This window comes from Chryseobacterium sp. FH2 (assembly GCF_001045455.1).
GTDB lineage: Bacteria > Bacteroidota > Bacteroidia > Flavobacteriales > Weeksellaceae > Chryseobacterium.
On the sequence record NZ_LFNE01000001.1, the window covers coordinates 217,265 to 238,627 of the forward strand.

At 34.1% G+C, this 21,363-nt stretch carries 23 protein-coding genes; 19 read left to right on the forward strand and 4 right to left on the reverse strand.

The annotated features are described in order from the left end of the window. Window positions 1–32 precede the first annotated feature (32 nt). A complete protein-coding gene (locus ACM39_RS01035) occupies window positions 33–863 on the reverse strand; it encodes a hypothetical protein (protein ID WP_048509158.1) in 831 nt (276 codons plus the stop codon). A 386-nt stretch (window positions 864–1,249) separates the two neighbouring features. Between ACM39_RS01035 and ACM39_RS01040 the strand changes: the two genes are divergently transcribed. The 10 genes from ACM39_RS01040 to ACM39_RS01085 all read left to right on the forward strand — a co-directional run bounded on the left by ACM39_RS01040 (window position 1,250) and on the right by ACM39_RS01085 (window position 8,785). Continuing rightward, the gene (locus tag ACM39_RS01040; RefSeq protein ID WP_131701386.1) at window positions 1,250–1,450 is read left to right on the forward strand and encodes a hypothetical protein; all 201 of its coding nucleotides are present in this window, start codon (window positions 1,250–1,252) and stop codon (window positions 1,448–1,450) included. Between the two features lie 63 nt (window positions 1,451–1,513). Next, entirely contained in the window at window positions 1,514–3,181 is a 1,668-nt protein-coding gene (locus ACM39_RS01045; protein WP_048509160.1) for a tetratricopeptide repeat protein, read from the forward strand. Between the two features lie 14 nt (window positions 3,182–3,195). Then, window positions 3,196–3,861, forward strand: coding sequence for a response regulator (locus ACM39_RS01050; protein WP_048509161.1), 666 nt, complete (start codon window positions 3,196–3,198; stop codon window positions 3,859–3,861). Window positions 3,862–3,988: 127 nt separating this feature from the next. After that, window positions 3,989–4,321, forward strand: a complete 333-nt coding sequence (locus ACM39_RS01055) for a YegP family protein (protein ID WP_048509500.1) — start codon at window positions 3,989–3,991, stop codon at window positions 4,319–4,321. A 10-nt stretch (window positions 4,322–4,331) separates the two neighbouring features. Then, window positions 4,332–5,399, forward strand: coding sequence for a type I restriction endonuclease (locus tag ACM39_RS01060; protein WP_048509501.1), 1,068 nt, complete (start codon window positions 4,332–4,334; stop codon window positions 5,397–5,399). A gap of 17 nt (window positions 5,400–5,416) precedes the next feature. After that, window positions 5,417–5,719, forward strand: a complete 303-nt coding sequence (locus tag ACM39_RS01065) for a hypothetical protein (RefSeq protein WP_048509162.1) — start codon at window positions 5,417–5,419, stop codon at window positions 5,717–5,719. A 30-nt stretch (window positions 5,720–5,749) separates the two neighbouring features. Beyond that, the gene (locus ACM39_RS01070; protein WP_048509163.1) at window positions 5,750–6,115 is read left to right on the forward strand and encodes a DUF6804 family protein; all 366 of its coding nucleotides are present in this window, start codon (window positions 5,750–5,752) and stop codon (window positions 6,113–6,115) included. A gap of 6 nt (window positions 6,116–6,121) precedes the next feature. Further along, window positions 6,122–6,529 (forward strand): hypothetical protein, encoded by a 408-nt coding sequence (locus ACM39_RS01075; protein ID WP_048509164.1) that lies wholly within the window; start codon window positions 6,122–6,124, stop codon window positions 6,527–6,529. Between the two features lie 6 nt (window positions 6,530–6,535). Continuing rightward, window positions 6,536–7,882 carry a beta-carotene 15,15'-monooxygenase gene (locus tag ACM39_RS01080; RefSeq protein ID WP_185097440.1) on the forward strand — a complete coding sequence of 449 codons (1,347 nt, stop codon included), beginning with the start codon at window positions 6,536–6,538 and terminating at the stop codon, window positions 7,880–7,882. A gap of 9 nt (window positions 7,883–7,891) precedes the next feature. Continuing rightward, window positions 7,892–8,785: a hypothetical protein gene (locus tag ACM39_RS01085; RefSeq protein ID WP_048509165.1), complete on the forward strand. Its 894-nt coding sequence runs from the start codon at window positions 7,892–7,894 to the stop codon at window positions 8,783–8,785. Between the two features lie 51 nt (window positions 8,786–8,836). Here ACM39_RS01085 and ACM39_RS01090 read toward each other — a convergent pair whose 3' ends face one another. From ACM39_RS01090 to ACM39_RS01100, 3 genes are all read right to left on the reverse strand, one after another. Further along, entirely contained in the window at window positions 8,837–9,286 is a 450-nt protein-coding gene (locus tag ACM39_RS01090; RefSeq protein WP_048509166.1) for a GNAT family N-acetyltransferase, read from the reverse strand. After that, window positions 9,279–9,902 carry a ribosome biogenesis GTP-binding protein YihA/YsxC gene (gene yihA, locus ACM39_RS01095; protein WP_048509167.1) on the reverse strand — a complete coding sequence of 208 codons (624 nt, stop codon included), beginning with the start codon at window positions 9,900–9,902 and terminating at the stop codon, window positions 9,279–9,281. The genes ACM39_RS01090 and yihA overlap by 8 nt, the downstream gene beginning before the upstream one ends. A 78-nt stretch (window positions 9,903–9,980) precedes the next feature. Then, window positions 9,981–10,742 carry an alpha/beta fold hydrolase gene (locus ACM39_RS01100; RefSeq protein ID WP_048509168.1) on the reverse strand — a complete coding sequence of 254 codons (762 nt, stop codon included), beginning with the start codon at window positions 10,740–10,742 and terminating at the stop codon, window positions 9,981–9,983. Between the two features lie 273 nt (window positions 10,743–11,015). Between ACM39_RS01100 and mraZ the strand changes: the two genes are divergently transcribed. The 9 genes from mraZ (at window position 11,016) to murG (ending at window position 21,362) form a co-directional block, all read left to right on the forward strand. Continuing rightward, complete coding sequence (gene mraZ / locus ACM39_RS01105) at window positions 11,016–11,474, forward strand: division/cell wall cluster transcriptional repressor MraZ (RefSeq protein ID WP_039371845.1); 459 nt, start codon at window positions 11,016–11,018, stop codon at window positions 11,472–11,474. A 35-nt stretch (window positions 11,475–11,509) separates the two neighbouring features. Continuing rightward, entirely contained in the window at window positions 11,510–12,403 is an 894-nt protein-coding gene (gene rsmH / locus ACM39_RS01110) for a 16S rRNA (cytosine(1402)-N(4))-methyltransferase RsmH (protein ID WP_048509503.1), read from the forward strand. 19 nt (window positions 12,404–12,422) lie between these two features. Continuing rightward, the gene (locus ACM39_RS01115; RefSeq protein WP_048509169.1) at window positions 12,423–12,788 is read left to right on the forward strand and encodes an FtsL-like putative cell division protein; all 366 of its coding nucleotides are present in this window, start codon (window positions 12,423–12,425) and stop codon (window positions 12,786–12,788) included. Further along, window positions 12,772–14,763, forward strand: a complete 1,992-nt coding sequence (locus tag ACM39_RS01120; protein ID WP_048509170.1) for a penicillin-binding transpeptidase domain-containing protein — start codon at window positions 12,772–12,774, stop codon at window positions 14,761–14,763. Before ACM39_RS01115 ends, ACM39_RS01120 begins: the two co-directional genes overlap by 17 nt. Before the next feature lie 19 nt (window positions 14,764–14,782). Continuing rightward, window positions 14,783–16,243, forward strand: coding sequence for a UDP-N-acetylmuramoyl-L-alanyl-D-glutamate--2,6-diaminopimelate ligase (locus tag ACM39_RS01125; RefSeq protein ID WP_048509171.1), 1,461 nt, complete (start codon window positions 14,783–14,785; stop codon window positions 16,241–16,243). Between the two features lie 33 nt (window positions 16,244–16,276). Continuing rightward, complete coding sequence (mraY, locus tag ACM39_RS01130; protein ID WP_048509172.1) at window positions 16,277–17,518, forward strand: phospho-N-acetylmuramoyl-pentapeptide-transferase; 1,242 nt, start codon at window positions 16,277–16,279, stop codon at window positions 17,516–17,518. A gap of 85 nt (window positions 17,519–17,603) precedes the next feature. After that, a complete protein-coding gene (gene murD / locus ACM39_RS01135) occupies window positions 17,604–18,938 on the forward strand; it encodes a UDP-N-acetylmuramoyl-L-alanine--D-glutamate ligase (protein WP_048509173.1) in 1,335 nt (444 codons plus the stop codon). Between the two features lie 25 nt (window positions 18,939–18,963). Beyond that, the gene (locus tag ACM39_RS01140) at window positions 18,964–20,202 is read left to right on the forward strand and encodes an FtsW/RodA/SpoVE family cell cycle protein (RefSeq protein WP_048509174.1); all 1,239 of its coding nucleotides are present in this window, start codon (window positions 18,964–18,966) and stop codon (window positions 20,200–20,202) included. Between the two features lie 59 nt (window positions 20,203–20,261). Continuing rightward, window positions 20,262–21,362: an undecaprenyldiphospho-muramoylpentapeptide beta-N-acetylglucosaminyltransferase gene (gene murG / locus ACM39_RS01145; RefSeq protein ID WP_048509175.1), complete on the forward strand. Its 1,101-nt coding sequence runs from the start codon at window positions 20,262–20,264 to the stop codon at window positions 21,360–21,362. The last annotated feature ends 1 nt before the right edge of the window (window position 21,363 follow it).

A 21,363-nucleotide genomic window follows, 5' to 3' on the forward strand; every position in this document is an offset into this window, starting at 1 on the left:
ATTTTATACTTTGTGGTTTTTTATGCAAAAACTTATTCCTCAATTTCTACTGAATCAGATTGCTGACCAGCATATTTACTAATCATAAAAGGAGTTGATTTTCTCAATTCTTTTCCTGTGCCGGGATCTATTCCGTCTTTTGTAAAAAATTCAACTTCTCCGTTGTATTTTGAATACCAGGTTTTTCCAACAGCATTTTCAACGGTCAATGTATCTTTTCGCAAAATTCTCTTAAAAAATTGTAATTCAACCTCATCTATAGGAATTTTTTTATCAAAAAGAGGGTTCTTATTATTACAATCTACTAATTTATACTCACTTCCATCCCAATACATACATTCCAACGTTGGTAAAATTCCGGCAAAACCATAGGTCTTCTTCTTTGGATGTGAAAAAACAACACTTCCCGTAACAAGGCAAACCAGCAGAGCTATTTCCATAATACCCATTCCGTTTTTCTTCATAAACTCAGGCATTTTGAAGTTTTGCTCATTTGTAATGTTGATAATTATATTAGAAAGCTTTTCAGTAATTGACTCTTCGTCTCTATCAACGCTTATTTTGACGGTTGTTTTGTTAGCTTCTTTATCTTTCTTTACAAATGTTCTGGAGAAATCAGCGAAGTCTTTGTAGCCTAAATATTGACTCAGTTTATCTAGCTTATATGGATCTATTCCAATATCATCATTCTTCTCAACAAAAGCTTCATAATACCTAACTAAAGTTTTTTCCGAAATTTTAAAATCCAATAATTCTTCAAGTTTTCCCCAAAGATAAAATGCTAAACCACTTTTAGTATCTTTTTCAGAATCCTCTTTTGCCTTATTAAAGACCTCATTGATCAATAGTTTTCTTTTGGACATAATTAGTTTTTTAAGGGCAATACAAAATAGATAATTTTTGACCGTGTCGCATTACGGTTTTCCGTAAGACAATTTTTCCATTTTCGTGTCCATCGATGTCCATACTTTGTCTAACACTCGCCTGCCGATTTGTTTCATCTTTGCTTCAGAAATCAGTGATAAACAAAACATTATAAAAACAAATTTACAAAACTGATTTCAAAAAAGCCAGATAAAACGGAGGAAAACTCTGGATTGGGAAGCAGCTGTTTCTCTTCCGTTTTTGATGGTTCACTTCCCTAAAAATTTAAGAAGCGCTTCAAAATTTTAAAAAAAACGTGCAACCCTGCTTGTGATCTGTTTCACAAGGAAGAAGCACCTAAAGCTAACAATTAAATTCTAAGGAAATGATCCAGTTTATATTAATGCTATTAGGTTTAGCATTTTCAAATAATAATGCCAATACAGCGGCATGTAATAACAATCAAACACCATTGACACTGCAAACCAACAATCCAAGTTTAGGAAACGGAGAAGGGGGACCCGGAAGCGGAGGAGGAACAACAGGAGATACGGGGCAAACACCTCCACCTTTCACAACTCCATAATAACAGAAGGACAGATTGTATAAATCTGTCCTTTTCACTACTTTGCATTATAGAACTATAACTATGAAAAAAATAATATTATTAATAATATCACTGGTTTTAACTTCATGTTCAAAAAAGGAACCCTCACAAGAAAACTCTAGACAAGAAAACTCCTTACATGCTCATGCAAGAGAACTTAGAAATAAAAATATTACCGATTCAGCTTTCTACTATTACACATTAGCAAAGGATGAATATATTAAAAACAATGATTCGCTAAGAGCAGGTCAATGTTTAGTAAATATGGCAATTATTGAGACAAAAAAGGGAGATTTCTATGGTTCCATTGAAACCTCAATTGAGGCCAATAAGTTTCTTTCTAATATTAAAGACAGCATTGTGAGCCGAGATCTTGCCGCTAGTTATAATAATATGGGAATAGCATATTACTATATGTATAACTATGATGAAGCAATCAAATGTTATAAAGATGCAATCAGATATTCAATTAATAATAAAACAAAATATACTTATTATAATAATTTAGCTGTTTCTTTATTGAAAGAAAACGATTCAAGGCAAGCATTAGAATATTTAAAACATGCAATTTTAATTAAAGATAGCATAGAGTATGCTAGAGCCCTAAATAATCTAGCTAAAGCAAAATTTATGGAAGATAAAAGTTATAATCCCTTAAATGAATTTTATAAAGCTTTAGAAATAAGACAAAACAATAAAGACACAGAAGGATTAAATTCTAGCTACTCTACTTTATCCGAATATTTTAAAAATAAAGATAAAAGTAAAGCTTTTTTTTACGCACGAAAAATGTTCCAGACAGCTATAATTCTAAAAAATCCGGAAGATAAACTTCAAGCATTAAATAAACTTATAGAAATGGAGCCTAAGAATTTTTCGGAATATTTTAAGGTTTATCAAATTCTTAATGATAGTCTTATTATATCTAGAAATCGTGCAAAAAATCAGTTTGCTTATTTTCGATATGGAATAGAAAAAGAAAAAGCGGAAAATTTGGCTCTAAAAGCAGATGCAATCGAAAAGGAAAACTATATTCTACAACAATATTTTCTTTTAGTAGGTTTAATTATAGCCATAATCATCATTATAATTTGGTACAGAAGAAGACAGATAAGACTAAAACAAGAAAAAGAACTCGAAGTAAAAAACACAGAATTAAAGATGTCTAAAAAAGTTCATGATGTAGTTGCTAATGGAATTTATCAGGTGATGACAAAGATTGAGAATCAGGAACACTTTGATAAAGACGAAGCGCTTGACGAACTGGAATTTGTCTATGAAAAATCTAGAGACATTTCTTACGAAAAGATCAATTCTAAAGAAGAAATAGCTTTTGAACAGAAAATTTCTGAGCTTATTGGTTCTTTTAAAAATGACATCGTAAATACTTATATCGCCGGAAACAACAAAAATATTTGGATTGGCTTAAGCTCCCCAGCAAAAGAAGAACTTTACCAAATCATACGTGAACTTTTGGTGAATATGAAAAAACACAGTCAGGCAGACAGGGTAGTTTTTAAATTTGAAAAAATTAATAACAGTATAGAAATCCAGTATACAGACAATGGAATAGGCATTTCCGGAGATATTATCCGCAAAAACGGACTCACAAATACGGGATCCCGTATTGAAAATCTGAATGGAAAAATTATTTTTGACACCACAACAGAAAAAGGGCTGAGAATCACCCTCTCAATTCCTACATCTTAAAAAAAAGACTAAAAATGTTCAAAAAAATTTTAATAGCCGAAGACCACGAAAGCATTAGTATTTCAGTTCAGAAAACATTAGAAGAACTCAACGTTCCAAATGTTGACTATGTATATTATTGTGATGATGCATTAGCCAAAGTACAAAGATCCATCAGGGAAAAAGAGCCTTACGATTTATTGATTACCGATCTCTATTATGAAGATGACCATCGGGATCAAAATATTAAAGACGGGAAAGAACTTGTAGATGAAATCAGAAAATTACAGCCAGAATTAAAAGTGATTGTTTTTTCCGCCGAACATAAATCCGGTATTATTGATTCCCTTTTCACTGAGACAAAAATCAATGGTTATGTTCGAAAGGCACGAAATGACTCAAAAGACCTGAAAAAAGCTATCGCTTCTGTTTATGTGAATGAAAATTATCTCTCTCTGGATCTGAAACAAGACGTAAAAAGACTTAACAGTTATGAGTTTACCTCCTATGATATCACTCTGGTTTCTCTTTTATCTCAAGGCGTTTTACAAAAAAATATTCCCGCTTACCTTAAAGCAAATGACATCAAACCCAATAGTTTAAGCAGTGTCGAAAAAAGATTAAACAGCTTAAAAGAAGACCTTGAAGTCACAAGTAACCAACAATTGGTTGCTTTTTGCAAAGATTTGGGTATTATTTAAACCTTTATCAATATATATTTTATACAAACCTTTCAGCTTTTTTGAAAGGTTTTTTTGTTTTACGGTTTCCCGTAAGGATTGGCTTTTAAAGGGTTATACTTTTGGAGTATTAAAATTAAAAACAATTATGGGAAAATTCATTATCACACGAAGAGTTAATAACGAATATCAATTCAACCTAAAAGCCGGAAATGGAGAAATTATTTTAACCAGCGAAGGTTACGTTCAAAAAGCATCTTGTCAAAAAGGAATTGAGTCTGTACGAGTAAATTCTCAGGACGATTCAAGATACGAAAGAAGAATTTCGGTAAACAACAAAGATTATTTTGTTTTAAAAGCGAGAAATGGAGAAATCATTGGTAAAAGTCAGCTTTACAATTCGAAATCAGGCATGGAAAACGGAATTGAGTCTGTAAAAAAAAATGCTCCGCTTGCGGAAGTTATTGATGAAACTATTTAAAAAACAAACAATGGATCTTAAAATTAAACTTGAGCAATTACACCAGCGAGTAGTTGGACTAAAAGACCAGATTTCGACAGAAGAAGCTACAAAAAATGCTTTTGTAATGCCTTTTATACAGATTTTGGGATATGATATTTTTAATCCTACGGAAGTCGTTCCAGAACATATTTGTGATATCGGAACCAAAAAAGGAGAAAAGGTAGATTATGTGATCAAAAATGATGACAACCCTATTTTAATCATCGAATGCAAGCACTGGAAAGAAAGTGCAGATGCACATAATTCCCAGCTTCACCGCTATTATCATGTCTCGAAAACCCGATTTGGAATTCTTACCAACGGTATCATTTACAATTTTTATACTGATCTTGAGAAACCTAATATTATGGATGAAAAACCATTTCTTACCATAAATCTCGAAGATTTAAAAGACAGCGCTATCAAAATTCTTGAAAGCTTTACCAAAACAGGTTACAATCTTGAAAGTATTTTAGATTCTGCGGAAGCATTAAAATATATTAAAGCCATTCGGAAAGAGTTTGAAAAAGAAATAGAAAATCCTTCCGATGAAATAGTCAGGCTGCTGGTAAATCGTTTTTTTGATAAGCCATTGACTGCAAATAGAATGATTGCTTTTAAAGAATATACTAAAAAGGCTTTGACTACATCAATCAATGAATCGATTAGTTTCAGATTAAAATCAGCTTTAAGCATCAATGAACAGATCGAGAAGCACGATGATAAAAATATCAAACCTGTTGATGAAAATATTGAAATCCCAAAATTTGTCACAACAGAAGAAGAAACTGAAGGGTTTCAAATTGTAAAAGCCATCTTAAGAGAAAAAATTCCTTCTGAAAGGATTGCACCAAGAGATACGCAATCATATTTTGGAGTTTTGTTGGATGATAACAACAGAAAACCTATTTGCAGACTACATTTTAATACTACTAACAAATATCTGGAACTATTTCACAACGGAAAAGATTCCGGAGAGAAAATGCAGCTGAATACTCTTGATGAAATATATAACTTCCGAAACGAACTTCATCAAACATTAGAAATTTATAATTAACAAAATCTTTTTTATCCATGAAAAAACTACTATTTACAAGCCTGTTGGGTCTAGGCTTATTATTACCTGTATCATTTTCGGCATCTACTAACAGTACAACTTCTGCAACTGAACTTTCAGCGAAGAAAAGCAAGAGTAAAAAAAGCAGAAAAGCCAAAAGAAATAAAGCAAAATCTAAATCTTCAAGATCATATTTCCAAAGTGGAGGATGCTCTTATAACGGTCATAAATTATATGTTGGTGAAAGAGGTGGATGCTATTATATGGCTGGAAGCAGCAAAGAATATGTAGACCGATCATATTGCTCAAGCTGTAGATAAACCTTAAAGCCCGACTAAAAACTAATAACCATGAAATATCTTATCATAGTGGCCGCACTCTGCTGCTTCGCCGGAATTATAGATTTACCTTTCGGTTACTATACTTTCCTCAGAATTTTAGTTTCATTGATGGCGCTCATCATCATTTTCAATGAATTCAGGAGCAGAAGTTTTTGGCTGATTGCTTTTACCCTCATTTTTATCCTTTTCAATCCAATTATCCCGATTTATTATTATTTAAAGCCGTTTTGGATTATTATTGATATTCTCGTCGGGCTTTTATTCTTCTATTATTTTTCCACTTTGATCCCAAAAAAGAAAGTAAAAGAACCCGAAATCATCGACATCGAATCCAAAGAAGTCCCATCAAGGACCCGGGACCGAATAATTAAATAAAAACCTATGGAAACAATACAAATACCCGAAAAACTCAAAGCACATTTTCTAAGATTATACCAAATGGCGATCTGCGATGACGATTTCAGCACACAAGAACTTAAAATGCTTTATAAATCAGCGGAAGAACGAGGGATTTCTTCAAAAGATTTAGATGAAATTCTTTTAAACCCCCTTAATTCAAAATCATTAGTTCCGGAAACCGTAGAAGAAAAAGTAGAATCCCTCTACGACCTTACCGTAATGGTTTGGGCAGATGGTGTGGTTTCTGAAAATGAATATTCCACGTTGGAAAAATATGTTACAATGTTTGGTTTCATGGAAGAAAATACGAAAGACATCGTTGATTATTTCATTGAAGCGGTAAAGCAGGGAAAAACTAAAACCGACATTCTTAATGACCTAAAAAATTAATAAACCATGAATACTATGACATCCAATATTAAAAACCTATTCCGATTAAAGCCCGTTCCAATTGATAATTCCAAAGATAATTCTGTAAAGTCTGATTTCGAACCCAATTCTGAATCTACGGAAGAAAGCAGGAAAAGAACATATCATGAATCCGGTTATCGGGACAGTTCCAGAAACAGCGGAAATCATACAGCCTTATCAATTTGCCTTGATGCCATTTATTCCAAATTTCAAAATGAGGAAAAGGAACTCGTTGAAAAACAGCATAAACTAAAAGAACCTTATCTCAACGAACAAAAGAATAAAGAAACAGAAATCAAAGGACTGACTGTTTCTCTGGACAACAAAGAAGACCAGCTAAAAAACATCGGGGAAGACATTGAAAATGTTCAGCGTAAAATTGAAAAAATAAAATTTGAAATTAATGATTTGCCCCGAAATCCAGAAGCCTATAATGTAAAAGCAACAAAAGGAGCTTCTACAAAGTTTTGGATTGGTTTAATTATTCTGATTCCGATAAGCCTGTATCTCTTCACCTTTTATATTTCGACATCGTATTCCGCTTTTTTCAAAAGCTTTGATGCCAATGGAAATATTATTCAAAGCGTTTTGGATGCGCAGGCTTTCAACAAAGCTTGGGACGAAGGTCCTTTGGAGGGAGCTTTCGTTACATTGATTCCGTTTGTGTTTTTAGGATTAGGATATTTGATTCACATGTTTGGAGAAAATAAAAGCTTTACCAATTATTCTAAAGTTGCCTTACTTTTTATCATCACATTCGTTTTTGACGCTATTTTGGCTTACGAAATCGAATCAAAACTATACGAATTAAACAAAACCTTCGACTCTCCTCCTTTTGATCTTTCAATTGCTTTCACTAAAAATCAATTTTGGGGGATTATTTTCGCCGGATTTATTGTTTACATTATCTGGGGGCTCGTTTTTGACTTTGTGATGAAAGAAAATAAAGAAAAAGATAAAATCAAACACGAGCAGTCAAAGAGGCAGAAAGACATTTTGATTCATCAGGAAAAAATTCAGGATTTTGAAAAACAAAGAGATGAAACAAGAAATAACATCGGAAACATCAAAGAACTGATAGCCAAAGCAAAAGGAAGGATTGAAGAGCTACAGAATATTATTGACGGGACCATTATTCCTACGAAAGACTACAAGTTATATGCTTCGGAATATATGCAGGGCTGGATTACATTTATCAGTGAAAAACTGGCGATTTCTTATCCTGTAAAACAGGAAATGATTGAAGAATGTAAGAAGCAATATACGTATAATCTCAATAAAGTGGGAGCTAATTCTGACAGTCAAAACTCCGTGTACATGTCTATTCTTTAAAAAACTGTTATGAAAAAAATATTTTATTTATTAATTTCTTCCGCCATTTTCATCCAATGCGGAAAACCAAAAGAACAGGCTTCGGGAGGTTCTGTTCCTGTCAATAACCCATCTAATTCGAAAAATTTAAACGTCAGCGTTTTAATTGATCTTTCAGACAGAATTGATCCTGAAAAAAATCCCAATCCTACAATGGAATATTTTCAACGAGATATCGAATACATTAAAGCTATTGATAAAGGATTTTTGGAACATATAAAAGGTAAAAAAGTAATTCAGCTTGATGATCAGATGCAGGTTTTCTTCAATCCTGAACCTTCTGACCCAAAAATGAATGAACTCACAAAAGAGTTGAAAGCCTCCTTTGATAAGAATACAACAAAGGATAATATTGATTTGGTTGATAAAAAATATTCATCATTGCCTTTACAGATTTATCAGTCGGCAATTAAAGACAAACAATATGTCGGCTCCGATATTTGGGAATTTTTTAAAAATAAAGTGAAAGATTACTGCATAAAAGATGATCACAGAAATATTCTTTTCATCTTGACAGACGGATATATTTATCACAAAGATTCTAAGTTTTCCGAAGGCAGAAAAACATCTTATCTGACTCCTGAATTGGTAAAATCATTAAAACTAAATTCTTCAGACCTTAAAATAAAAATTCAGGATAATGGTTTAGGCTTTATTAAAGCCAATGATGATTTAGATAATCTGGAAGTGATTGTTTTGGGCATCAATCCAGTTAAAGGAAATCCTTTTGAGAGCGATGTTATTAAAGAGTATTGGGAAAATTGGTTTAAAGAAATGAAAATCAAAAACTATCAGATAAAATCTGCAGATCTTCCGTCGAATCTGGAACCTATTATTTTAAAAGCGATTTCAAATAAAAACTAAAAAACTCTCTATATAACTATCAAAAAAGCGAAGATAAATTCTTCGCCTTTTTTATTTCCTTAACATTTCCGTATGTGGAATATCGTCTTCCAGATATTTATTTCCTGTATCTTCAAACCCAAATTCAGAGTAAAATTTTAATAAATAATCTTGTGCAGAAATTCTGATTTCAGAAGTATGAAAACGGTTTTCTATCGTTTCAACAGCATATTTTATAAGCTGTCTTCCTAAATTTTTTCCTCTCGCCTTTTCAGTTGTTAAAACCCTTCCTAAAGAAGCTTCGTCATATTTTATTCCTTTATCGAAAACTCTGCAGTTTGCCAAAACCTCTCCATCTTCCTCCGCCCAAATGTGAATTGCCTTTTGATCATAATTATCCAAATCAGGATAAGGGCAATTCTGTTCAATGATAAAAACATCCACTCTGGCTTTCAGGACATTATATAATTCAGGAACGGTAAATTCATCGAAAGTTTTAATCTTCCAAATAATATTACTCATCGAAATTCACATTATTTTGTATTAAAAAATCATTTGTTTTCTGTATAAAATTCAGAATTTCTCCACAGCCTTCTTTTTTTTCAGCTGAAGTTACATAGAGTTCCGGTAAGTCCTCCCATGTTTTGTGAAGCTCTGCTTTGTAATCTTCTACATTTTTAATCGCAATATTGGGTTTTAATTTATCAACTTTTGTAAAAACAATAGAAAACGGAACTCCACTTTCTCCACACCATTGAATGAACTCCAAATCAATTTTTTGTGGAGTATGCCTTGAATCTACCAAAACAAAAAGATTGACCAGGTTTCTCCTGTTTAATATATAATTGGTAATCAGCTTTTCAAAATCTTTTCTGATCGATTTAGAAACTTTTGCATAACCATAGCCCGGCAAATCCGTCAGATACCAGCTTTCATTAACTAAAAAATGATTAATAAGTTGAGTTTTTCCGGGAGTTCCTGATGTTTTAGCCAAATCTTTGTGATTCATCATTGCATTAATCAATGACGATTTCCCGACATTAGACCTTCCAATGAAAGCATATTCAGGAATTGTAGGTTCGGGACATTCTTGCCATTTTCCGCTACTCTTTACAAAATTTGCTGTTTTAATAACCATTTTTAGAATATTTTTTAGAATATTTTTTAGAAAAACAAACCATTAAGAGCTTTCTTAATGGTTTGTTCATTTATTTTTTTAAACTTTATCTTTTACCCAGCTATATAGAATTTCGTTAAATTCATCCGGTTTTTCCATCATCGCAGCATGACCGCATTTATCAATCCAGAACAGATCTGAATTCGGGATAAATTTGTGCATATCTTCTGCAACCTCCGGAGGTGTAACATTATCCTGTTTTCCCCAAATCAAGCAAGTAGGTGTCAAAATTTTAGGTAAATCATGCAACATATTGTGTTTGATAGCGCTTCGTGCAAGCATGACGGTTTTAATTCCCTTCATTCTATCATTCACAACTCCGAAAACTTCGTCCACCAAATCTTCTGTTGCGATAGCGGGGTCATAAAAAACCTCCTCCGTTTTCTTCCTTATATAGGAACGGTCATTTTTTCTAGGAAAACTATCCCCGAAAGTCCTTTCGTATAAACCCGAACTCCCTGTAAGGACAAGGTTTTTAACTAAATCCGGTCTTGCCAACGTTAAAATAAGCCCGACGTGACCTCCCATTGAATTTCCGACAATCGTTACCGGTCCTTCAATATGACTCTCTATAAACTTGATAATATATTTTGCAATCGTGGTAAGATTAGTATTGAGCACCGGCAAATCGTAGATTGGCAATTGAGGAACATATACTTTGAAACCTCTGTCTGAAAAAAAATCTACCATCTTATCGAAATTACTCAAACCACCCATTAAACCGTGCAATAGCACCAATGGATGTCCTTCTCCCGCCTCTACAAAGGTATATTTCTTTTCTTTTTTTGTACTAAATATCATATAATGCCTTTAATAAAGCCTTGCAAAAATACAAATTAAACCTCAAAAATATTTTGATTACCCTAATTTAAAATAAAAATAATATAATAATCTATTTTTTAACTCTTTTTTTGAAAATCTATTTATTATGGTCTAAATAACATATTGTACAAAGTACAACATATCAAATATTTACGCCCCAAAATTTCAATCTTTAATAAAACTTACCAACATTAAGGGAAAAAGTGGGAAAAAGTGGGAATTTTTGGAAATTATTATATAAATTTGTTCCAAATGAAAAGTTTCATTGGAACATATGAGTGTAAAATTGACGACAAAGGCCGTCTAAAAGTTCCTTCATCTCTTATCAAGCAGATGGAAAACTTCGATGATAAGGCGTTTGTAGTCAAGAGATCCGTGTTCCAGCCTTGCCTGGAAGTTTACCCTATGAACGCATGGGACAAAGTGATGGGCAAGATAAATAAACTAAACAGATTCATTAAAAAGAATGCTGATTTCATTAGAATGTTTACGGCAGGAGTAAAAACTGTAGAATTGGATAACGCCGGAAGATTACAGATTTCGAAAGACCTTACGCATTTTGCAAATCTTCAAAAAGATATTGTAATAACAAGTGCAGGAGAATTATTTGAAATCTGGGATAAAGAAGCCTATGAAAAGGTAATCTCCACCAACGAAGCAGATTTTGCAAGCCTCGCTGAAGATGTAATGGGCTCTTTCGATGAAGAATAATAATGCTGAAAAGCGAGAAAAAACACAATTTAAACATGTATCATAACCCCGTTTTGTTGAAGCAAAGTGTTGATGATTTGGTAACGAATCCAGACGGAACATACGTGGACTGTACTTTTGGTGGCGGCGGCCATTCAAGAGAGATATTGAGCAGACTTTCAGATAAAGGTAGATTATTTAGTTTTGACCAGGATTTAGATGCTCTTAAAAATACAATTGATGACCCTAGATTTACATTAATCAATCAGAATTTCAGATTTCTGGAAAACTCGTTATTAATGTACGGTATTTCTCAAATCGACGGAGTTTTGGCAGACTTGGGAGTTTCGTCTCACCAGTTTGACGAAGCAGACAGGGGTTTCTCTACGAGAAGTAATGCTCCGTTAGATATGAGAATGAATGTAATGCAGGGGCTGGATGCAAAAAGAGTAATTAATGATTACGATGAAGAACAGCTTGCAGATATTTTTTACTATTACGGCGAATTGAGAGAAGCCAGAAAACTAGCAAGAGACATCGTGCATCACAGAAAAAATAAAAGTATTAATACAACGGAAGATCTGAAAAAATTATTCAGTTATCTTCCTCCGCATAAGGTTAATAAATTTTATGCCCAATTGTTTCAGGCAATAAGAATTGAGGTAAATCAGGAATTGGAAGTTTTAAAAGAAATGCTTGTTCAGGCATACAATGTTTTAAAACCTGAAGGCAGGTTAGTTGTCATTTCTTATCACTCTTTAGAAGACAGGTTGGTAAAAAGATTTTTGAAAAACGGAATGTTTGAAGGGGAACCTCAAAGAGACATTTACGGCAATTATAAAAAAGCATTTGAATTGGTAAAAAGTAAAGCGATAATTCCTGATAATAAGGAAATCGAAGAAAACTCAAGAGCCAGAAGTGCAAAAATGAGAACAGGAATTAAAGTATAATAAAAATCAGACAAAGTCTGTGGCAAAAAGAACAACAAATCGCCCTCAGAAGAGATTAACTTTTATAGATATTATAAAAGGGAATTTCCTGAATCGTGATGAGGTAAAAATACACTACAAGTATTTTCTCCTGTTGTTTATATTGATGATGGCGATGATTTACAGTAATCATCTCGTCAACAAAAAAATAAGGATTGTTAATGATTTAAAAGAAGAAACAGAAGAATATAAATCAAGAAACGCTTACGCTCAAAGTAAGCTGATAAAGGTAAAAATGGAATCAGAATTGGGGAAAGAAGTTGCAAGAGATTCCTTAATGACCTTGGAAAGCCATCCTCATAAACTGCTAATAAAACTGGACAGTACAGATGCAAAAGCAAAATGAATACGATAACAAACGTAAAAAAACGTTAAGATGGGGCTATCTCTTCGCAGTGGTAGCTTTGTGCGTGTTTGTAATGTTTCTTGCAAGGATTGTAATCCTGCAAAATACTAATGTTCAGGAGATTAAAGATGATTACATTAACAAAAATTATCGCGAAGCTACCTTAAAGGCTGCTCGTGGAAACCTATTCGCTTCAGACGGTTCTATTCTGGCAACAACCGTAATGCGTTATGATATCTATCTTGATTTCAAAACGATGAAAGACACCGTTTACACCAACAATATTGGTGCCCTGACAGATTCTTTAAGTAAAATGTTTGGAAAACCAAGGGGTGAATTCAGAAAGAAATTTGACGAACAGAGAAAAAAGAAAAACCAATATTATACATTGGTAAAAGGGCTTGATTTTGACCAGTACGACAGAATCAGACAATTTCCAATCTTTAAAAGAGGCAAAAATAAAGGAGGTTTCATTGTTGACAGGAATTATAAAAGAGAGTTGGCAACCTCCGAAATTGGAGCGGGAACCATCGGTATGGATAACGGAGAATTCAGCTCAGGACTTGAAGGTGCTTTCTCAAAATATTTAAGAGGAACCGACGGGAAAAGATTAGAACAAAGAATCAATTCTTCTCAATGGAAACCAATCGATTTCTGGAAAGTTCAGGAACCTGTCGACGGTGAAGATGTTTACACAACTTTAGATCTTAGAATTCAGGACATTGCACATTCGGCTCTCCAAAAACAGCTTATCAATTTCGAGGCAAAACACGGAACCGTCGTTGTAATGGAAGTTGAAACAGGTAAAGTTCGTGCATTGGTCAATTTAAGAAGGGATGAAGATGGAAATTATGTTGATTCTTACAATTATGCTTTAAAAGACAATATTGAGCCGGGCTCTACTTTCAAAACCATTTCGCTTTTGGCAGCAATGGACGATGGATTCATCGATGAAAACACGACTGTAAATGTTGGAAACGGAGTCTGGGTATACGCAAAACAAAGAATTTCAGACGGTCACGGAGGTGGAACATACGACATTAGTGATGTTTTAGCAAAATCCAGCAACGTGGGAACGGCTAAATTGATAACAAAGTACTACGCTGATAAACCTCAAATTTTCCTTGACCATCTAAAACGCTGGAAATTATTTGACAAAATGGATATCGAGTTGCCGGGAATCACAAAACCCAAAATCGTAACTCCTCAAAATAAAAGATGGAATGCCGCCACATTAGCTTCAATTGCTTACGGATATTCATCAAATATCAACTTATTACAATTAGCAACTTTCTACAACGGAGTTGCTAATGGTGGCAAAATGCTAAAGCCCCTTTTCATCGATAAAATAATGAAAGACGGTAAGGTAATGTACAATGCGAAACCTGAAGTAATGGTCAATAAAATGGCTTCTGAAAAAGCAATTAAAATGATGACCAATGCTTTAACAAAAGCTGTTGAAAAAGGTACAGGACGAAGCATTTTTACCCCGAATTTAAAAATGGCAGGAAAAACAGGTACTGCAAGATTTGAATATTGGTTACCCGGCCCCATGAAGTACCGTGCATCATTCGCAGGGTTCTATCCTGCTGATAATCCGAAATATACGTGCTATGTAATGATTAGTGAGCCCAACACGGCAAAAGGATTTTACGGAGGTACAGTTTCGGCACCGGTTTTTAAAGAAATTGCAGGAAAAACGTTCTTAAAAACACCTCAAAATATTGAAAAAGAAATGCTTGTTGACAAAAAGGTAAACCTTAATAAAATGGTCGAGCCGAATGTGAAAATAGCAGTTAATGATAAGCAAATGCCAAGCGTGGTCGGATTAATTGGTAAAAACGTAATCCCCCAATTGGAAAATTTAGGTTATCGTGTTGATTTCAAAGGAGTAGGAAGAATCAAAGAACAATTCCCATTGGAAGGTACAACAATTAGTAAAAATCAGAGAATTTATTTATCTCTGCAAAATTAGAATATAAAGCATCAAAGAAATGCAATTAATTGAATTATTAAAAAGAATTCCAGTTTTAGAGATTCACGGTGATGATACTTGTGAAATTTCCGAATTGGTTTTCGACAGCAGAAAGGTTACTGAAAACTCTTTGTATATTGCAATGAGAGGAACGGTTGTGGATGGGCATTCATTTATTGTATCTTCGGTGGAAAAAGGTGCCAAAGCAATTGTTTGTGAAGAATTTCCTGAAAATTTAGATGAAAACATTACATATATTAAAGTAAAAGATTCGTCTAAAGCTTTAGGCCAATTGGCTTCAAACTTCTATGGAAACCCTTCTGAAAAATTAAAACTAATTGGCGTAACCGGAACAAACGGAAAGACATCTGTTTCTACACTTCTTTTTGACGTTTTCAAAAACTTAGGTTATGATTCGGCCTTACTTTCAACGGTAGAAATCAGAATTGGGGATCAAATAATTCCGGCGACCCATACAACTCCGGATGTTATCACGATTAATAAAATTTTAGCCCAGGCTATTGAGGAAGGCTGCGAATTTGCTTTCATGGAGGTAAGTTCTCACGGAATTGCTCAGAATAGGATTGAGGGACTTCATTTTAAAATAGCAGGCTTCACCAATCTTACTCACGACCATTTAGATTATCATAAAACTTTCGATGAGTATTTAAAAACAAAGAAGAGATTTTTTGATGAGCTTCAGGATACAGCCGTTGCCATCACAAATATTGATGATAAAAACGGGAATGTCATGCTTCAAAATACAAAGGCTAAGAAAAAATCTTATGCTCTGAAGGCCATGGCAGATTTTCACGGGAAATTACTGGAAGTCGATTTCAACGGAATGTTATTAAATTTCAACGGAAAAGAATTCTGGACGACTTTAACAGGAAAATTCAATGTTTATAATTTATTGTTGGTTTTCGGAATTGCTTCCGAACTTGGCTTTGAGCAGGATGAAATTTTACAGGCTATCAGCAGATTAAAAAGAGTTTCAGGTAGGTTTGAAACATTCAAATCAGATGGCGGAATTTTCTTTATCGTAGATTATGCACATACTCCGGATGCTTTAGAAAACATTTTAGACAGCATCAATGATATCAGAACTAAAAACGAAAGATTAATCACAGTTTTCGGTTGCGGAGGCGACAGGGATCATTCAAAAAGACCTGAAATGGGAAATATTGCCACGAAAAAATCTACATTGGCCATTATTACCTCAGACAATCCGAGAACAGAGGATCCGGCAGCTATTATAAAAGAAATTGAAGCAGGCGTTGAACCTCAGAACTTTAGCAAATACACTTCAATTCCGGATAGAAAAGAAGCCATAAAAATGGCCATAAAATTTGCAGAACCTAAAGATATTGTTCTCGTAGCCGGAAAAGGACATGAAGCATATCAAGAGATTAATGGTGTGAAGCATCATTTTGATGACAAAGAAGTAATTAATGAGCTTTGGAAATTAATGAGTAAGTAAAATTGATTTAAACAGATCTTTAACCCAGAAAAAATGCTATACTACTTATACGAATATTTAACCAGCCAAGGAATCCATGTTCCCGGATTAGGATTGTTAAAATACATTTCTTTCCGCGCAGGAATGGCTGTTTTACTTTCTCTGATCATCGCTCTTGTTTACGGAAAAAGAGTCATCAACTATCTTAGAGCCAAACAAATGGGTGAGCTTGTCCGTGACCTTGGTCTGGACGGACAAAAGCAAAAGGAAGGCACCCCTACAATGGGCGGTCTTATTATTATTTTGGCCACATTGATACCCGTTTTGCTATTTACAAGAATTACAAATATTTATATTGTCCTTCTGCTGGTTTCGATGCTTTGGATGGGTGCTATTGGTTTTCTGGATGATTATTTAAAGAAAATAAAGAAAAATAAGGACGGTTTAAGCGGAAAATTCAAGATTGTAGGACAAGTTGGGTTAGGACTAATTATCGGAATCACAATGTATTTCCATCCGGATATTACCGTTAAAAGAAAATACGCAGATGCAAAAGTAGTCAACAGAAACAATGTAGAGCAAAACTTTATGCCTACGGAAAAAATCACAGTTTCTACCGTTCCGTTTGCTAAAAATAATGAATTTGATTATAGCGGAATGCTTTTTTGGATGAATGATAAAGATGCCCACGAATGGGCATGGATTGTCTTCATACCAATTGTAATTTTCATTGTGACAGCTGTTTCCAACGGAGCCAATATCACAGATGGAATTGATGGTCTTGCCGCGGGAACAAGTGTAGTTATATTACTTACTCTTGCCTTGTTCGCATACCTTTCGGGGAACATCATTTTTGCAGATTACCTCAATATAATGTTCCTCCCGAATATGGGCGAAACAACCATTTTTGCCGTCGCAATGGTAGGTGCAGTTATCGGATTTTTCTGGTATAATACTTATCCTGCACAGGTTTTCATGGGAGATACAGGAAGTTTGATGTTAGGAGGAGTAATTGCTGTTTTGGCTGTTATTTTAAGAAAAGAATTATTGATTCCTGTATTATGCGGAATCTTCTTAATCGAAAATGTATCTGTAATGCTTCAGGTAGTTGTTTTCAAATACAGAAAAAGAAAATATGGGCTGGAATATGCTCAAAATAATAGATTATTTAGAATGTCACCTTTACACCATCATTATCAGAAAGGCGGTTTTCATGAAAGTAAAATCGTTAACAGAATGATAATTATAGGAGTTATGTTGGCAATTGTATGTCTTATTACATTAAAAATGAGATAAAAACTTTGTAAAAAGTAAAATGTATTGACGTATTAATGATTTTAAAACCCATAAATACAAAAGTACATAAATACGAAAAAATAGTATGAAAATAGTTGTTTTAGGAGGAGGTGAAAGTGGTTGCGGAGCTGCTTATTTGGCTAAAAAACAAGGTATGGAAGTTTTTCTTTCAGACAAAGGAGCCATTAAGGATAACTATAAGCAATTCCTTACTGAAAATGAAATTGATTTTGAAGAAGGAAACCATGATCAAGAAAGGATTTTAAATGCAGACTGGGTTGTAAAAAGCCCCGGAATTCCGAAAAAGGCAGATATCATTTATAAAATTCAAGAGAGAGGAATCAGACTTTCTTCCGAGATTGAATTTGCTTCGGAATTTACCAATGCAAAAATCATTGCCATCACAGGAAGTAATGGAAAAACAACAACCACTTCTCTTATCTATTACATCCTGAAAAATGACGGATTGAATGTAGGATTAGGCGGAAATATCGGATATAGTTTTGCGAAGCAGGTTGCCGATGAAAATCATGAATATTATGTTCTGGAGGTAAGCTCCTTTCAGTTGGATGATATTCAAAACTTTAGACCGTATATTTCTTTATTGTTGAATCTATCCCAGGATCATTTGGATCAGTACAATTACAACTATGAAGAATATGCAATGGCAAAATTCAGAATAGCTGAAAATCAAGAGAATGATAATTTTTTCATCTATAACAAAGATGATGAAATGAGTAAAAATATTCTTGAAAAGTTTGAAATAAAAGCGAAAATGATTCCTTTTTCAACAAAAGAAAAATTATCTGAAGGAGGTTTTATTGACGAAGATAAAATTGTGGTAAAAATGAAAGATAATTTTTCAATGAAAATTGAAGAATTGTCACTTCTTGGAAATCACAATGTGGCTAACAGCCTAGCCGCTTCAATTGCAGGTAAAATACTGGAAATCAACAATGAAAGTATTAGAAATTCATTAATGACTTTTCAGGCAGTTGAGCACAGATTGGAGTTTGTAGCTGAAGATGAAGGAGTAAAATACATCAATGACAGCAAAGCAACTAATGTAAACGCAACGTATTACGCGTTAGAAAGTATGAAAACCCCGACGGTTTGGATTGTCGGAGGGCTAGATAAAGGAAATGATTACACAGAAATTGAAAATTTAGTCAAAAGAAAAGTAAAAGCAATCGTCTGCCTAGGTATTGATAATCAAAAAATTATAGACTTTTTTAAAGACAAAAAAGAATTTATTTATGATACATCAAGTATGGAAGAAGCAGTGAAGATTTCAAAATCTTTAGCAAAGAAAGGAGATACGGTTTTACTGTCACCATGTTGTGCAAGTTTTGATTTATTCAAAAGCTATGAAGACAGAGGCCGTCAGTTTAAAGAGCAAGTATTAAAAGTACATAGCTAATAGCCAACAGCTAAAAGCAACAACTATGAACGAACAAGACACAGAAAACAGATTTGAATTTCTAAAGGGTGATAAAGTACTTTGGATGGTCATTCTTGTGATCTCCATTTTTTCTATTTTCCCTGTATATTCTGCGAGTTCGAACTTAGAATATATCGTAAATAACGGAACCACAACAGGCCATGTTATCAAGCATATGTTTTTTGTAGTCTTAGGGTTGGGAATTATGAGAGTGGTAGGAATGGTAAAGTATGAATATATCGGAAAACTCAGCAGCATCCTACTTGGTTTAATGGTGATTTTACTGATTGTCACCATGTTTACAGGTCAAACAATTGACGGGGCAAGTGCTTCCAGATGGTTGAAAATTCCCGGAACACCTATTTCGTTCCAGCCGTCTTCGTTTGCATTTTTAATGTTGATTATCTATCTGTGCAGATATTTGACCAAGAAAATCACCAGAGAAAGGCTTCCGATTGAGAACATTATGTACATTTTCGGACCTATTTTATTGGTTTTTGTATTGGTTGCAAAAGATAACGGTTCTACGGCATTAATGATTTTAATGGTTTCTGTTATTGTTCTGATAATTGGCCAGCTGCACTGGAAATATATTGCAGGATTTATTTCAGCATCATTTATTGCCATTGTTTTGTTTTTATTAGTTGCTTTAAATACAAGTTTAATCGGCGGAAACCGTGTTCATACATGGATGAGCCGTATTGAAACATTTACATCAAGCAAAGCAAAAACATCCGACGTGGATGACGAAAGCGTAAAAGCCAAAAACTATCAGGTAATGCAGGCAAAAGCAGCCATCGTTCATGGGGGAATTACCGGAATGGGGCCAGGAAAAAGCGCCTTAAAACAAATGCTTCCTCAGTCTGCCTCCGATTTTATTTTTGCAGTAATTGTTGAAGAATATGGAGTAATTGGAGCTGCTTTTTTAATATGTTTATATTTAATTATGATAATTCGTATCGTGATGATAGCCAGCAAAATGCCTGCCTTTTTTGGGTCACTGCTTGTGCTCTGTCTCGGGGTGATGATTTTCATACAATTATCTGTGAACATCGCCGTTGCGGTTAATTTAATCCCGGTTACAGGCCAGCCTCTGCCATTAATAAGCTATGGAGGAACATCCATGTTGGTAACCTATTTGCAATTAGGAATTATCTTAAATATAAGCTCTAGAATTCAGATTTATGATGAAGAAGGAATGGGCAAAAAACAAACAGTAGCAGAAATAAATGATATTGCCTAAGGCATTGCGAAGAGCAGAGCAATGAAGCAATCTCATTTTTAAAGAAAATAGATTTTAAAATGAACAAAAAATTAAAAATACTATTATCCGGCGGAGGGACAGGAGGTCATATCTTCCCGGCCATCGCTATTGCAGATGAAATCAAGAATAGATTTCCTGATGCAGAGTTTTTGTTCATTGGAGCCAACGGAAAAATGGAAATGGAAAAAGTTCCGCAGGCAGGTTATAAAATTGAGGGAATTGATATTGCCGGAATCGACAGAGGAAATATGTTGTCGAATTTAGGATTGCCTTTTAAAATTTTAAAAAGCTTATCTAAATCTAAAAAAATTATCAGAAATTTTGCTCCTGATTTCGCAGTGGGAACAGGCGGTTTTGCAAGCGGGCCTGCTTTGTACGAAGCAAGTAAACTGGGAATTCCGATTTTTATTCAGGAACAGAACGCTCATGCAGGTGTAACGAATAAAATTTTAAGTAAAAAAGCGAAGGCGGTATTTACAGCTTATCCAAAAGTAGACGGTTTTCCAAGTGAGAAAATAAAATTTCTGGGTAATCCGATTCGTTCAACTATTATTTCAGGAATATTGGAAACGGCTCAGGCAAAAGAAAAAATGGGGATGAATAGAGACAAACTGACAATTCTTTCGGTAGGAGGTTCTTTAGGTTCCAGAACATTGAATAATGCTTGGAAAACTCATTTAAATGAAATTGTAAATAAAGATTATCAGCTTATCTGGCAAACCGGAAAGCTTGATTATAAAGATATTGTTGAAGAAACAAAAGAAATCGATAGCAGAAATATCCAACTCAAGGAATTTATCAGCGATATGGAAACAGCTTACTCTGCAGCAGATGTGATCGTTTCGAGAGCGGGTGCAATTGCCATTTCAGAGCTGGCAGTAGCTCAAAAACCTGTTTTGCTGGTTCCTTTCCCGTTTGCAGCGGAAGACCATCAAACCAAAAATGCCATGAATCTGGTTGAAAAAAACGCCGCCAGAATGGTAAAAGACTCTGAAATGCAGGAAAATTTCTGGAACACATTATCAGGAATCTGCGAAAGTGAAAATATAAGAAAGGAAATGTCTGAAAATCTGAAATATTTTGCCAAACCAAATGCCACAAAAGAGATTGTGGACGAGATTTTTAAAATAATTAAATAAA